Source organism: Duganella guangzhouensis (assembly GCF_009674535.1).
GTDB lineage: Bacteria > Pseudomonadota > Gammaproteobacteria > Burkholderiales > Burkholderiaceae_D > Rugamonas > Rugamonas guangzhouensis.
The window spans coordinates 194,667-208,791 of record NZ_WKJK01000009.1; the positions used below are offsets into that span (position 1 = coordinate 194,667).

A 14,125-nucleotide genomic window follows, 5' to 3' on the forward strand; every position below is an offset into this window, starting at 1 on the left:
GCGGGGATTTGACGGCGGTCAAACGGGTTGGCCGCGCTTTTGCAGGAATTGCGGTACTTTGGCGGCCGCCAACTTGTTGACTGATACCAGCAGATCGGAATCGACCTGGCGGATGCCATAGGCCGAGCGCAAATGCTGGCCGATATGGATCAACACCTGCGCCGCCACCTCGGCATCGGCCTCGGCGCGGTGGGCGGTGCCACGGAAGCGGATGCCGAGCGCACTGGACAGATTGCCCAGCTTGTAGCTGCCCAGTTCGGGAAACACGCGGCGCGACAGTTTCAGCGAGCACACCAGCGAGGCATGACGCGGCGCCAGTTGCAGCCGCGCCGCTTCAGCCAGCAGGAATTTCTCGTCGAAACTGGCGTTGTGGGCCGACAGCGTATCTGCGCCGATGAAGTCGAGCAACTGCGGCACCACTTCATCCACTGGCGGCGCGTTGTCAACCATCTGCTGGGTGATGCCGGTCAGGCCGGTGATGAAGGCCGGAATGCGCACGCCGCAATTCACCAGCGACACATAGCGCCCGACCACTTCGCCGCCCACAATACGCAGCGCCGCCACTTCGGTGATGCGGTCGCCCTGCACTGGCGACAGCCCGGTGGTTTCAAAGTCCAGCATGATGATGGGTTGGTCGAGCATGCTCCGTCCTTAACCGAACTTGCGTACCGCATCCAGCGCCAGGCCGGCGCCGATGCTGCCAAACAGATCGCCCTCGACCTTGCGCGCCGACGGTACCAGCGCGCCGATGCGCTCGCGCAGCTTGAGCACGCCGCTGGAGCCGCCGGTGAAGAATACCGTGTCGACGTCTTCGGCCTTGACGCCGGCGTCACGCAGCAAACTCAACACCGTGCCTTCCACCGAGCCGACCAGATGGTCGATGGCGCCATCGAATTGATCGCGCCGCAGTTCCAGCGTCACCGGCGGCGCCAGACGATCCAGTTCCAGCTGCACCACAGCGTCGCTGGACAGGGCGATCTTGCCCTCTTCCGCCTTCATCGCCAGCCAGTGACCGGCGCGCTCATCGATCAGGCGCTGCAGGCGGCCCAGCTTTTCCTGCTCGGCCGAATCGCGCAGCAGGTCGGACAGCTGGCTCCACATCTTCTTGGTGTAGACCTGGTTGATGGTATGCCAGGTGGCCAGGTTGAAGTAATAGCTGGACGGAATCTCGCTGTTATTGCGCAGACGGCTGCCATACCCCAGCAGCGGCATCACGGACGACAGGCTCAGGTACTTATCGAAATCGGTACCGCCGATGTGGACGCCGCCGTTGGCCAGGATATCGTCGCGGCGCTCGGCCTTTTTGGCACGCTCGGGCGACAGCCGCACCAGCGAAAAGTCGGAGGTACCGCCGCCGATGTCGGCGATCAGCACCAGCTCTTCGCGGTCGATTTGCGACTCGTAGTCAAATGCCGCCGCAATCGGCTCGAACTGGAAGGCGATATCCTTGAAGCCAACCGAACGGGCAATCTCGGCCAGCGTATCTTCGGCCAGCTGGTCGCTATCCTTGTTATCGTCGATGAAATGCACCGGACGGCCGAACACGGCGGAAGTGAACTGACGGCCGCCGGCACGCTCGGCGCGGCGCTTCAGTTCACCGATGAACTGGGCCAGCAGCATGCGAAACGGCAGCGCCCGGCCACCGACCTCGGTCTGGCCGTCAATCAGGCTGGTGCCCAGCAGACTCTTCATCGAGCGCATCAAGCGCCCTTCGTAACCGGCCAGGTATTCGGCCAGCGCGGCGCGGCCGTAACTCACCTGGTCGTCATCCGCATTGAAGAAGACCACCGACGGCAAGGTAGTCTTGCCCTCTTCCAGTTCCAGCATCACCGGCTGGCCGGGACGTACCCACCCCACGGTGGAATTGGACGTGCCGAAATCGACGCCGCAAGCAATGGTCATCTTGCCCCTTCCGTTCGCTAAAGGGGCGATATGTTATCAGAAAAAGCCCCGGGACTCCAAAAATTGCATCATAGCCACACAGACAGCACTATTTCTTTTCAGAAAGGCGATATTTATTGCCATTGGGTAAGATTTTTATTATGCTGGGACAACATGAAAATTATGCAAGCTTAGCGCTGCGCCAGATGAGACGAAGAGCCCAACCATGTCGACAGTAGAGCATCGCGCCGCTGCGCTGAAAGCCTTGATCGCCAGTGAACATCGCCGCGTGACCTCGTATGATGTGGCGACGCTGGCTGGCGTCTCGCAATCGGCGGTGTCACGCTGCTTCAAGCCGGGCGCCAGCGTGTCCAAGACGACTTATGAGCTGGTGATGAAGGTCGCCGCATTGCTGGACTATATCCCCAACGCCGCCGCCCGCAGCCTGATTACCCGCCGCTCCAATATGGTGGCGCTGATCATCACCAATCAAGCCAATCTATACTACCCCGAGTTGCTGGCCGAAGTCAGCCAGCAAATCAATGCGCGCGGCAAGCGGGTGCTGCTGTTTACATTGCAGCGAGAATCCCAGGTCGACCACGTGCTGGCCGACGTCTGGCAGTACCAGGTGGATGGCGTGATCGCCGCCGCCCAGCTGTCGCCGGTGCACATTGCCGAATTTGAGCGGCGCGGCATGCCGCTGGTGCTGTTCAACCGCACCATGCGCGACCAAATCGTCAACACCGTCACCTGCGACCATCTGGAAGCCGGGCGCCTGCTGGCCTCGCGGCTGGCGGCCGCCGGCCATCGCCAGTTCGGCATCATTGGCGGCGGCCGCGATTCCAGCGTCGCCACCGAGCGCCAGCGCGGCGCCTGCGAACGGCTGGCGGAACTGGGCCTGCCACCGCCGGTGGTGGTGCCGGGCCAGTACGATTACCGCAGCGGCGCGGCCGGCCTGAAAGCCGTCATCGCGCAACTGGGCACGGTGCCGGACGCGGTCATCTGCGGCAGCGACGTGATGGCGATCGGCTGCCTGGACTGCGCCCGCCACGAACTGGGACTGGACGTGCCGGGCCAGCTGTCGGTGGCCGGTTTCGACGCGGTCGAGCCGTCCAACTGGGCCAGCTACAATCTGACCACGCTGCGCCAGCCGGTGCCACGCATGGCGGCGGCCGCCGCCGACCTGCTGTGCGAGCGCATCGACAGCCATGACCCCGGCACCGAAAAGCGCGTCTTCAGCGTCGAATTCATCGACGGCGCCACCGCGCGACTGACGCCGGCCGGCGCCACGCCGCCGCGTGTCGCTACCGGCTTGCCGCGGCCGGTCGCTATAATGTAGCGGATGAACCAACCCACTCCGCAAAATACGCCCCGCTTCACGCCGCAAGGACTGATCCCCACCGCCGAACAGACCGCCATTCAACTGGCGCAAAACAAGGTGGTGCTGGTGGACGCCAACGCCGGCGCCGCCAAAACCACCACGCTGGCACTGCGCATCGGCGAGGCGCTGGCGCGCAAGCTGGCGCCGGAGCAGATCCTGGCGCTGACCTTCACGCCGGAGGCGCGCGAAGTGCTGCGCCGTCGCTTGCTGGAAGTCGGCGTGCCGCCGGCCGTGGCGGCGCGGGTGCCGGTGCTCAGCTTTGAGGACTTCGCAGCCTGGATGATGGACCTGGCCGATGGCGACCAAGTCCGCCAGTGCGGCGAGACGCGCGCGCTGAAGGATTTTGCGCTGCAGGCGGTGGACCGCACCGGCGAACGCTACGCCGGCAGCATCGAAGGACTGGAACTGCATACGCACAGCGTGGCGCTGGCGCAGTTCCTCGAAGTTCAGCAGACCTTGAAAGCCACCATGGCGCTGGACGCCGACGTTGAATTCCTGGGCCTTGATGAAGCCGCCGAACTGCTGGGCATACCGTTGACCGACTATCTGACCACCATCGAATACGAAACGCTGCGCCTGGACGGCGGCGCCGGCGCGGTGTTTCGCGGCCCGTTCGACGCCACCTACGACCTGGCCTGCAATCTGCACGACGGCGCGCGTCTGGCCGAGCAATTCCCTGATTACCGGCTGGTGCTGTGCGACGAGCTGCACGACTTGAACGAAGCCTCGTTCCGTATTCTCGAAGCACTGATCGACCGCCCGCAAAGCTTCTTCGTCGGCGCCGGCGACAAAGACCAGGTGATCCACGCCAAACTGGGTGCCAGCGACGAATACCTGCGGCGCCGCTTCAGCGAACGCTTCCCGCGCCTGACCCGTTATCCGCTGACGCAAACCTGGCGCCACGGCCCGCATCTGGCCTATGCCATGGCGGAGTTCAAGCAAAAGACGGTGGAATCGGCGCTGCCGCAGCGCACAGAGATCCGCCACGCGCACTACGCCAGCGCGGCCGAATGCGCGCAGCGCGTGGTAGCTGCGGTACGCGAGTGGAAGGCCGACGGCCATGACTACGACGGCTGCGCCATCCTGATCCGCGACCGCCATCAGTCGATGGACATCGAAAACGCGCTGATCGAGGCCGACATCGATTACCGCACGCCGCCGATGGCCGGCTACCTGCAGCGCGACGAAATCCTGTTCCTGCGCGGCCTGCTGGCGATTGCGCTCAAGGACTTCGGCGCAATCAAATCCGAGCAGGTGCGCACCGCCATCGTTGACGCGCTGGTGGCCTTCAGCGAAATGAAGTTCTCCGCGCACAGCATGGACAACTTCAAGCAGCAGATCCTGAAAAGCCCGGACCTGCTGGGTGAACTATTCCTGATCGAAGACGAGCGCCGCGACGGCGTGCTCCCCGGCTACCGCGATGTCGCCAGCGAAGGCACCAAGCGCGCGGTGATCGCGGCGCTGGCGTGGCTGTCGCAAGTCGATCCGGCCACGCCGGCCGCCGCCGTGCTGACCGAATTGTGCGAACGGGTACAACTGGTGGCCACCGCGCGCCGCATCTTTGTGCGGCCTTACGACGCCGGCGTCATCAACAAATCGGTGGCCAGCCTGCTGGCGGCGGCCGCCGCTTCCGGCCACAGCCTGCGCGAGTTCTGGAACGCGGTCAACGCGCGCGAAGCCTTCGTGCGCCGCAAGCGCGACCGCAAGTCGGTGCTGATCGAATGCGCGGCCAATGCCAAGGGCAAGGAATTCGAACATGTCATCTTGCCCTTCCTGCAAGATGGCGAATTCCCTAACACCAGCCAGCCACGCGGCGAGGAAGAAAACCTGTTCTACGTGGCCGCCACCCGCACCCGCGCTCGCCTGACGCTGGTGTCGCCAGCCGAGACGGCGCAGCGCAGCAGCTTCATCAACCAGATGCGTTTGCCCAAATCTTCAGCAGCCGCCGAGGCCGCGATGACGCGCAACCAGCACGTCGTCCCGGCCGCGACCAGCCGTCACTATTTGAACGCCAGCTTCCACGACAAGGACCAGGTCAAGGCGCTGGGCGCCAAGTTTGACATCGCCAGACGGGCTTGGTACGTGGAAAACGACAGGGATTTAAGTCCTTTTTCAGCTTGGTTGAAAAAATAATGCATTCGACCAATTATTTCCAAGGGAAACCCTTATATAATATTGGTCGCGGCTGCAGAACAGCCACACACCTAGCGTGTATCTTTAGTCCCTCAAACAAAACCAATTCGGGAGTTTTTCCATGAAAGCTAAAACCCAAAGTCTGCTGGCAGCCTGCACCGTAGCTCTGCTGAGCGCCTGCTCGACCCCAGCACCTGCTCCAACCCCAGTTCCACCAGCACCAGCCCCGGCGCCGGCACCTGCTCCAGCGCCAGTTGCTGCTCCGGCACCAGCTCCAGCACCAGCACCGCTGCCAGCCTACCTGGATCCAAACAGCTCGATCTACAAAAACCGTAGCGTTTACTTCGACTTCGACAAGTACACCGTCAAGTCGGACTTCGACGCGCTGGTCGCCGATCACGGCAAATTCCTGGCTGCTAACCCGAACGTAGCGGTTAAAGTCGAAGGCAACACCGATGACCGTGGCACCACCGAGTACAACCTGGCCCTGGGTCAGAAACGTGCTCAAGCCCTGATCACCGCCCTGAAAGTACAAGGCGTGAAAGAAGGCCAGCTGGAAGCCGTATCGTACGGTAAAGAAAAAACCACCGGCACCGACGACGCAGCCCGCGCGCACGACCGTCGTGACGACATCGTCTACCCAAGCAAGTAATTTATCACTGCTAGACTGATGTAAGATAGAACGCCCGGCCCCAAGCCGGGCGTTTTTCATTTCCAGCCACCGATACCACCATGAAGACCCGCCACGATATCCGCCACGCCTTCCGCCAAGAGTTCAGCGATTGGAAGATCTGGCGGGCGCGCGGCGTGGTGATGGCCTTCGCGGCGTTGGCCGGGTTGGCGGTGGTCGGCTTCAGCAGCGTTTCCGAATTCGCCTTTGCCCAATTTTTCGGCATTTATCAACGCTGGTGGTGGGCGCCGCTGCTGTGGACGCCGGCCTGCGCCGCCGCCATCGTCTGGCTGACGCGCCGCTTTGCCGCCGGCGCCGGCGGCTCCGGCATTCCGCAGGTGATGGCGGCGCTGGAGCCGGTCACCGTGCCGGACACGCAAGGCTTGTTCGTCTCGCTCAAACTCAGCATCGCCAAAGTGTTGCTGACCACCTGGGGCTTGCTGGCCGGCCTGTCGCTGGGCCGCGAAGGGCCGTCGGTGCAAGTGGCAGCCGGCGTGATGCTGAGCGCACGCCGCTGGCTGCCCGAGCGCAGCGGCGTCAGCGCCCACGGCTTGCTGGTGGCGGGCGGCGCGGCCGGCATCGCGGCCGCGTTCAATACACCGCTGGGCGGCGTGATGTTCGCCATCGAGGAATTGTCACGCACACCAGAACAACGCAGCAGCGGCCTGCTGATGGGCGCGATCGTGCTGGCCGGCCTGATGGCGGTTTCCATCAACGGCAACGCCACTTACTTTGGCCTGATCCCGGCCAGCGTCATCGACACCACGCTGATCGTGCCCGGCCTGATGGTGGCCTTGCTGAGTGGCCTGTGTGGTGGACTGTTTTCGCGCCTGCTGATCGCCTCGCTGAGCGGTCCGCCGCGCGACTGGTTCAGCCGCCTGCGTGCGCGGCGGCCGGTTTGGTTTGCGGCAGGCTGCGGCCTGGCGGTAGCCGTGATCGGCGTCTATTCGGGCGGCGCGGTGTTTGGCAGCAGCTCGGATCACACCCGCGCCATGCTGACCGGCGGCGAGCATGAACCGGGCCTGTTTTTCTTCCTGAAGTTTATCGCCACCTGGTTCACCGCATGGTCCGGCGTGCCGGCCGGGATCTTCGCCCCCTCGCTGTCGATCGGCGCGGCGCTGGGTAATGACATCGCGCTGCTGCTGCACTATCCACACGCCAGCGCACTGATCGCGCTGGGCATGGTCGGCTTTTTGGCGGCCGCCACCCAGGCGCCGCTTACCTCATTTATCATCGTGATGGAAATGGTGGATGGGCATGCGATGGTATTGAGCCTGATGGCTTGCGCCGTGGTGGCGCGCACCGTGTCCCATGTACTGAGTCCACCGCTGTATGCGAATCTGGCGCAGGCGCAATTACTGCGTTTGCCCCAGGCGTCCTCTCCCTAAAGAGAGCGGCGCGAACCTGCTGTAGTCGTTAAGCTGGAAGTTTCCATTCAACCCATTCAGGCGAAGGAAGTTTCATGAAGAATCTCACTACTGCTGCCGGCGCGCCGGTCGTCGACAACCAGAATACCCAGACCGCCGGCCCGCGCGGCCCGGTCCTGCTGCAGGATGTGTGGCACCTCGAAAAGCTGGCCCACTTCGCGCGCGAAGTGATCCCGGAACGCCGCATGCACGCCAAGGGTTCCGGCGCTTACGGCACCTTCACCGTCACCCACGACATCAGCCAATATACGCGCGCCGCGCTGTTCTCCGAGATCGGCAAAAAGACCGACGTGTTCCTGCGTTTCTCCACCGTGGCTGGCGAACGCGGTGCGGCCGATGCGGAACGCGATATCCGCGGCTTCGCCGTCAAGTTCTACACCGAGCAAGGCAACTGGGACATCGTCGGCAATAACACGCCGGTGTTCTTCTTCCGCGATCCGCTCAAGTTCCCGGACCTGAACCACGTGGTCAAGCGCGATCCGAAGACCAATCTGCGTAGCGCCGAAAATAACTGGGACTTCTGGACCCTGCTGCCGGAAGCGCTGCACCAGATCACCATCGTCATGAGCGATCGCGGTATTCCGAAGGGCTACCGCCATATGCACGGTTTCGGCAGCCACACCTTCTCGTTCATCAACGCCGCCAATGAGCGCTTCTGGGTCAAGTTCCACTTCGTGTCGCAGCAAGGCATCGAGAATCTGAGCGATGCCGAAGCGGCGGCTCTGGTCGGCGCCGACCGCGAAAGCTCGCAGCGCGACCTGTTCGACGCCATCGAACGCAATGAATACCCGCGCTGGAAACTGGCGGTGCAGATCATGCCGGAAGCCGATGCCGCCAAAGTGCCTTACCATCCGTTCGATCTGACCAAGATATGGCCACATGGCGATTACCCGCTGATCGACGTCGGCGTTCTGGAACTGAACCGCAATCCGGAAAACTACTTCGCGGAAGTGGAGCAATCGGCCTTCTCGCCGGCCAACGTGGTGCCGGGTGTTAGCTTCTCGCCGGACAAGATGCTGCAATCGCGCCTGTTCTCATACGGCGACGCGGCGCGCTATCGTCTGGGTGTGAACCATCACCAGATTCCGGTCAACGCGCCCAAGTGCCCGTTCCACAGCTACCATCGCGACGGCGCCATGCGCGTGACGCCGAACGGCGGCGGCCACACGCCATATGAGCCGAACAGCCGTGGCGAATGGCAGCAGCAGTCGCAGTTTGCCGAACCGCCGCTGCCGCTGGAAGGCGCGGCCGGCCACTGGGATCACCGCGTCGACACCGACTACTACTCGCAGCCGGGCAATCTGTTCCGCCTGCTGACCGACGAGAAGAAGCAGCTGCTGTTCGAGAACACGGCGCGCGCGATTCATGGCGTGTCGAAGCCGGTGCAGGAACGTCACATCCACAACTGCACCCAGGCCGATCCGGCCTACGGTGCTGGCGTGGCGGCCGCCATCGCGGCGCTCGAAGCCAAGTAAAAATCGGTACAATGGGGCGGCCTGATTCTTCCGCCCCATTGTCCGATGCCCTTCATTTTTTTGTTCATCGCCCTGCTCTTTCCTGGCGCCGCCAAGGCGCAGCAAATCGCATGGCTGTGGGACGAAGCGCAAGCGCCGGCATGGTCGCTGCGCGAGGTCGCGGTGCTGCAGCGTCATATCCTGCTGTCCGGCGACCAGATTCAGATGCGGCCGCGCATGCGCTGGCCGGCGCTGCCGCCCGGCGCATTGGTGACGCCGGTGCTGCATGTGGAAGTCAGCATTGTTAATCCACCCGTACAGATTGAACGCGCGCGTCCGCTGATTCTGCATGCGATGATGGATGCCGCCGCCGTCAGCAGCACCGGTTGGGTGCAGCTGGATATGGAAGCGCGGCCGTCGCAGCGGGCTTTCTACCGCGCGCTGGTGAAGGAGCTGCGCGCCGCGCTACCATCTCATATCAAACTCAGTGTCACCGCCTTAGCCTGGTGGTGCCGTTCGCCGGCTTGGCTGGACGATCTGGCCGCCGATGAAGTGGTGCCGATGTTCTTCCGCATGGGGCGAGATAGCACCGCCATGCACGCCCTGCTCGACCTATCCCCCGACACCCTGCACCCAAGCTGCCGCGCCGGCGCTGCCGGCTTCTCGCCGCAGGAACCGTTTGCACGCAATGTCGTAACGCGTTACACAAAGACCTACTGGTTCGATCGCCACGCGTGGAAGCGCGGTGATGCCGACCTGCCGCCACTTTCAAGGAATTCGCCATGATATCTGCCTTACGCCACCTGTTCGCCGCTGCCGCCGTTGTGGCTTGCGCCGGTGCTTACGCCAGCGGCGGCGGTACGACATGGGACCCCTACGTCAACCGCGATGCGCCCGATATTGCACTGAGCCGCTATCAGTCCGGTGAGCTGGGCGTGGTGGTGAACAGCTACGATCGACTGTATCTGTACACCGCGTGGCGCAGCGTAATGCTCGGCGCGGAAGGTGTGAAGAAAGCGCCCAATCCGGATGGCGGCCTGCTGCGCGCACTCGGTGCGCGCGATGGCGGCTGGACCGGCAGCACACAAAGCGCCAACGCCTATCGTGTCTGGGAGGATGCCATCGCCAACGCGCTGCATCAGGCGCCGCTGAAGGCCAAGGATGGCAATGGCCTGGGTTATGGCTACGTCCAATGTCCGCTGGCCAGTTATGCGTTTGCGACCGACACGCTGAACGGCCTGGCCAAGCGCGACGACGCCACACCGGCACGGCTGGCGGCGTGGGTGGCGTCGCAACGGCAGGTGTTCAAGGTGTGCGGCGACGACCCGACTTCGACCCGTCCACCGTACAGCAGCGAGAAACCGGTGATCGCGGCGCCGCCCGAACTGCCGGCCAGCGAGGCGCTGTACTGGCGTCAGATGCAGCAGTATCACCTGGCCTCCTTCGCTTTCTATAACAACGACTATGAGCGCGCGGCCGCGCTGTTTGGCGCGATCGGCGCCACCGACAAGCATCCACTCCGTCAGTGGGGCGAATATCTGGCGTTGCGCGCGCAAGCTCGCGCGGCCGACTATGTGCCGGAAGACGAGCGCTGGAAGCAAATGCAGGCCATGCGCCAGGAAGGTCCGCAGGAAGCGGCCGCGCGTCAGGCCGTTCAGCAGAAAAAACTGGCGGCGATCCAGGCCAGCATCGCGCACATTCTCGCCAAGCCGGAGCTGGCATCACTGCACGAAGCCAGCCGCGCCATCGGCCGCTCCATGCAGGTGCGTTTGACGCCTGCGCTGCGCTTCGCGGAGCTGGGCAAGCTGCTGGACGATCCGCGCGCCAATCCGTATCTGGACGATCACCTGGGCGACTGGCGCGTGCTGGCCAGGAGCGAGTTGGAAGCGCCCGGTCGCAATCAAGCCGACAAGCGCGACGCCGTGCGCGCGCAAGCCGGTTTTGTCGACTGGATCCAGACGATCGGGCAGTGCCGCGAATTTGAAGCGCAACGCGATTGCGCCGTCGAGCGCCAGCATGCGCTGGAGATCTGGCGCCGCTACGTCAAGGAAGACAACAAGCCGCAGGCGCGCGCGTGGCTACTGGCATCGGTGCTGATGTCGGACCGTCTGACGGCGGAACAGGAGCAGGCCGCATCGCAAGTGGCGGCGTCGGCACCCGAATACCTGACCATGCGCCACGCGCTGGCGCGCCACTACCGCCTCACCGGTGCCGCCGACAAGGCACGAGCGATTGCGGATGCGGTGCTGGCCAGCCCCGCGCTGGCCGCAGCTAGCTCCACCAGCGCGCGCAACCTGTTCCTGCAAGAGCGCTTTGCGCTCGCAACCTCGCCGGCCGACGCGGCCAAATACCTGATGCGCGCACATAGTCGCAATCTGGATCCGGATACCGGTGAACAAGTTAAAAAGGAAGAAGCGCAGATCGACATCGCGGCCGATGGTCAGCGTTGGCTGAACAGCGGCCTGTCGGCGGCGGATATCCAGACAGTCGCCGCCGAGCCATCGCTGCCGGCGACCTGGCGCGCACGCATCGCCGTTGCGGCGTGGCTGCGCTTCGACCTGCTCGGCCGCCAGGATGCGGCGCTGACTGCAGCCAAACTGGCAGAACAAAGCGCACCCGAACTGGCGCCGGCGGTACAGGCATATCGCAATCAGCCAGCCGCTCCGGAGCGGCATTACACATTGCTCGTGAACGCCCTGAAATACGGCATGTCGCCGGTATTCCAGAGCTATGCCCAGCCACCGCAACTGCGCGCCGCCGATGACACTCTGGCCGACATGTGGTGCAAGCTGCCGGCCAAGACGGGCGACAGCTACAACGAAAACGTCGATGCCGAATTCTCTCTGCCGACGCCGCAGTTGGGCGACATCGCCACGCGCGACAAGGAACTGGCGCAACTGGGCGCACTGAAAACCGCCACCGGCTACATCGGAGAGGCCGTGCTGGCTCGCGTGAAAGCCACACCGACCGATCCGGATCTGCCATGGCTGCTGTACGTCACCGTGCAATCCACGCGCGGCGGCTGCCTGGACGGCGACGCCAAAACACTGTCGCGCAATGCGTTCTCCGTGCTGCACAAGCGCTACGGCAAAAGCGAATGGGCGACCAAGACGCCGTATTACTATTGATTGATCTCAAACGCGGGGCAAACCGCCGGCCTAAGCTGAAGCTTTGGGAGGCGCATCATGCAAACACTGGCCCAGCCCCGCACTATTTCATGCTACGACGAAGATTGGGTACTGTGGATAGACGCGCAGATCCGTTTACTGTCGAAAAAAAGATACTCCGAGCTGGACCTGGAGAATCTGGTCGAGGAGCTCGACGGCATGAAAAAACAATTTTCGCGCGAACTAAAACACAGACTCATCGTGCTAGTCATGCATTTACTCAAGTGTGAATATCAGCAAGATCACGCCAAAAACAAATGGCGCTCCACGCTAATCGAGCAGCGCTGCCGGATACTACTGCTATTGGAAGACAGCCCGAGCACTCGCAGCAAAGTCTTGCCGTATGCGATAAAGCACTATCCAGAGGCCAGGCGCATGGCGGCGGTAGAAACGCGAATGGCGATAGAAGCATTTCCGCCCCAACTTCCTTATTCCGTCGAGCAACTGCTCGACCACGACTTCATGCCGTAGCCATCACGCCCGAGCGCTGCAACAGGGATTCGCAGCGCTGCGACAGATGGCGCACCTGCAGCGCCTTGCCGGCTTTGGCGTAACGTTCGCTGAGCGCAGCCACCGCCACCACGGCGGAATGATCGGCCAGCCGCAGATGACGGCAGTCCAGTACCACCTGTTGCGGATCGGTCGCCACCTCGAACAGCTCATTGAAGTGCGCGATCGAGGCGAAGAACAGCGTGCCATGCGGGGTATAAGTCTTGACGCCGTCCACCACCGCCACCTCGCTGCGTACCTCGCGCGCGTGGCGCCACGAAAAGCTCAGTGCCGCGATGACGATACCGCACAACACCGCAGTCGCCAGATCGGTGGCCACCGTAATCGCCGTCACCGCCACAATCAGCAAGGCATCATGGCGCGGCACCTTGCCCAGCACCCGCAAGGAGCCCCAGGCGAAAGTCTGCTGCGCCACCACGAACATCACGCCCACCAATGCCGCCAGCGGAATGCGCTCGATCAGCGGCGACAAAAACAGGATAAACAGTAATACCATTATGCCCGCCACCGCACCCGACACCCTGGTGCGGCCGCCGGAACTCAGGTTGATCATGGTCTGACCGATCATCGCGCAGCCGCCCATGCCGCCGAACAGGCCGGACGCCACATTCGCCGCACCCAGCGCCACGCACTCCCGGTTTGGCAGGCCACGTGACTCGGTAATCTCATCGGTCAGATTAAAGGTCAGCAGCGTTTCCAGCAGGCCAACCATCGCCATCAACAACGCGTACGGCAGCACGATACGCAAAGTCTCCAGATTCAGCGGCACCGCCGGCAAAGCAAACACCGGCAGGCCGCCAGCGATATGCGCCATGTCGCCCAAGGTGTGCACCGGCAGATGCAGCACGGCCGCCAGCACGCCAACGCCCACAATCGCCACCAGCGCCGGCGGCAGCGCCTTGGTCAGGCGTGGCAGCAGATACACCACCAGCATGGTCAACGCCACCAGTCCGATCATCCACGCCAGCGCGCTGCCCTGCAGCCAGGCGCCATCGGCCTTGAAATGCTGCAGTTGCGACCACGCGATCACAATCGCCAGGCCGTTGACGAAGCCCAGCATCACCGGATGCGGCACCATGGTCACCAGCTTGCCCAGCCGCAGCGCGCCAAACAGCAGCATGATCAGGCCGCTCAACACCACGGTCGCCAGGAAATACTGCAGACCATGCTGGGCCACCAGCGCCACGATCACCACCGCCATCGAACCAGCGGCGCCGGACACCATGCCCGGCCGGCCGCCAAACAGCGCGGTAATCGTGCAAATAAAGAAAGCCCCGTACAAACCGGTCAAGGGATTGAGATGCGCAACCAGCGCAAAAGCGATGCACTCAGGCACCAGCGCAAATGACGTGGTCAAGCCCGCCAGCGCGTTTTTGGAAAAATTGGATGACATGAAAGAGGAAAGGAACGATGCGAAAAAGCAACAGCAACGATATTTTACACTCGCGGCTGTGTTTACTGATCGTTATGGGTGAACTGGCGCACATTCAGGCGGGGGCGCA

General features: G+C 63.2%; 11 protein-coding genes. 8 read left to right on the top strand and 3 right to left on the bottom strand.

Annotated features, from left to right (window positions below):
• Positions 1–18: 18 nt before the first annotated feature.
• Together GJ699_RS18445 and GJ699_RS18450 are read right to left on the bottom strand one after the other, a co-directional pair.
• Positions 19–642, bottom strand: a complete 624-nt coding sequence (locus GJ699_RS18445) for a 3'-5' exonuclease (RefSeq protein WP_154378906.1) — start codon at positions 640–642, stop codon at positions 19–21.
• Positions 643–651: 9 nt separating this feature from the next.
• Positions 652–1,902 (bottom strand): Hsp70 family protein, encoded by a 1,251-nt coding sequence (locus tag GJ699_RS18450; protein WP_154378908.1) that lies wholly within the window; start codon positions 1,900–1,902, stop codon positions 652–654.
• A gap of 205 nt (positions 1,903–2,107) precedes the next feature.
• Between GJ699_RS18450 and GJ699_RS18455 the strand changes: the two genes are divergently transcribed.
• The 8 genes from GJ699_RS18455 (at position 2,108) to GJ699_RS18490 (ending at position 12,584) form a co-directional block, all read left to right on the top strand.
• Positions 2,108–3,220, top strand: coding sequence for a LacI family DNA-binding transcriptional regulator (locus tag GJ699_RS18455; RefSeq protein WP_154378910.1), 1,113 nt, complete (start codon positions 2,108–2,110; stop codon positions 3,218–3,220).
• A gap of 3 nt (positions 3,221–3,223) precedes the next feature.
• Positions 3,224–5,395 carry an ATP-dependent helicase gene (locus GJ699_RS18460; protein WP_154378912.1) on the top strand — a complete coding sequence of 724 codons (2,172 nt, stop codon included), beginning with the start codon at positions 3,224–3,226 and terminating at the stop codon, positions 5,393–5,395.
• 121 nt (positions 5,396–5,516) lie between these two features.
• Positions 5,517–6,047, top strand: a complete 531-nt coding sequence (locus GJ699_RS18465) for an OmpA family protein (RefSeq protein ID WP_154378914.1) — start codon at positions 5,517–5,519, stop codon at positions 6,045–6,047.
• An 80-nt stretch (positions 6,048–6,127) separates the two neighbouring features.
• Positions 6,128–7,453, top strand: coding sequence for a chloride channel protein (locus GJ699_RS18470; RefSeq protein WP_154378916.1), 1,326 nt, complete (start codon positions 6,128–6,130; stop codon positions 7,451–7,453).
• A 74-nt stretch (positions 7,454–7,527) separates the two neighbouring features.
• The gene (locus tag GJ699_RS18475; RefSeq protein WP_154378919.1) at positions 7,528–8,967 is read left to right on the top strand and encodes a catalase; all 1,440 of its coding nucleotides are present in this window, start codon (positions 7,528–7,530) and stop codon (positions 8,965–8,967) included.
• A 45-nt stretch (positions 8,968–9,012) separates the two neighbouring features.
• Positions 9,013–9,732, top strand: a complete 720-nt coding sequence (locus tag GJ699_RS18480; protein WP_154378921.1) for a hypothetical protein — start codon at positions 9,013–9,015, stop codon at positions 9,730–9,732.
• The gene (locus tag GJ699_RS18485) at positions 9,729–12,074 is read left to right on the top strand and encodes a hypothetical protein (RefSeq protein WP_154378923.1); all 2,346 of its coding nucleotides are present in this window, start codon (positions 9,729–9,731) and stop codon (positions 12,072–12,074) included. Before GJ699_RS18480 ends, GJ699_RS18485 begins: the two co-directional genes overlap by 4 nt.
• A gap of 57 nt (positions 12,075–12,131) precedes the next feature.
• Positions 12,132–12,584, top strand: a complete 453-nt coding sequence (locus GJ699_RS18490; RefSeq protein ID WP_154378925.1) for a DUF29 domain-containing protein — start codon at positions 12,132–12,134, stop codon at positions 12,582–12,584.
• Here GJ699_RS18490 and GJ699_RS18495 read toward each other — a convergent pair.
• Entirely contained in the window at positions 12,574–14,016 is a 1,443-nt protein-coding gene (locus GJ699_RS18495) for a SulP family inorganic anion transporter (protein ID WP_154378927.1), read from the bottom strand. The two genes, GJ699_RS18490 and GJ699_RS18495, sit on opposite strands and share 11 nt — an antisense overlap.
• Positions 14,017–14,125 lie beyond the last annotated feature (109 nt).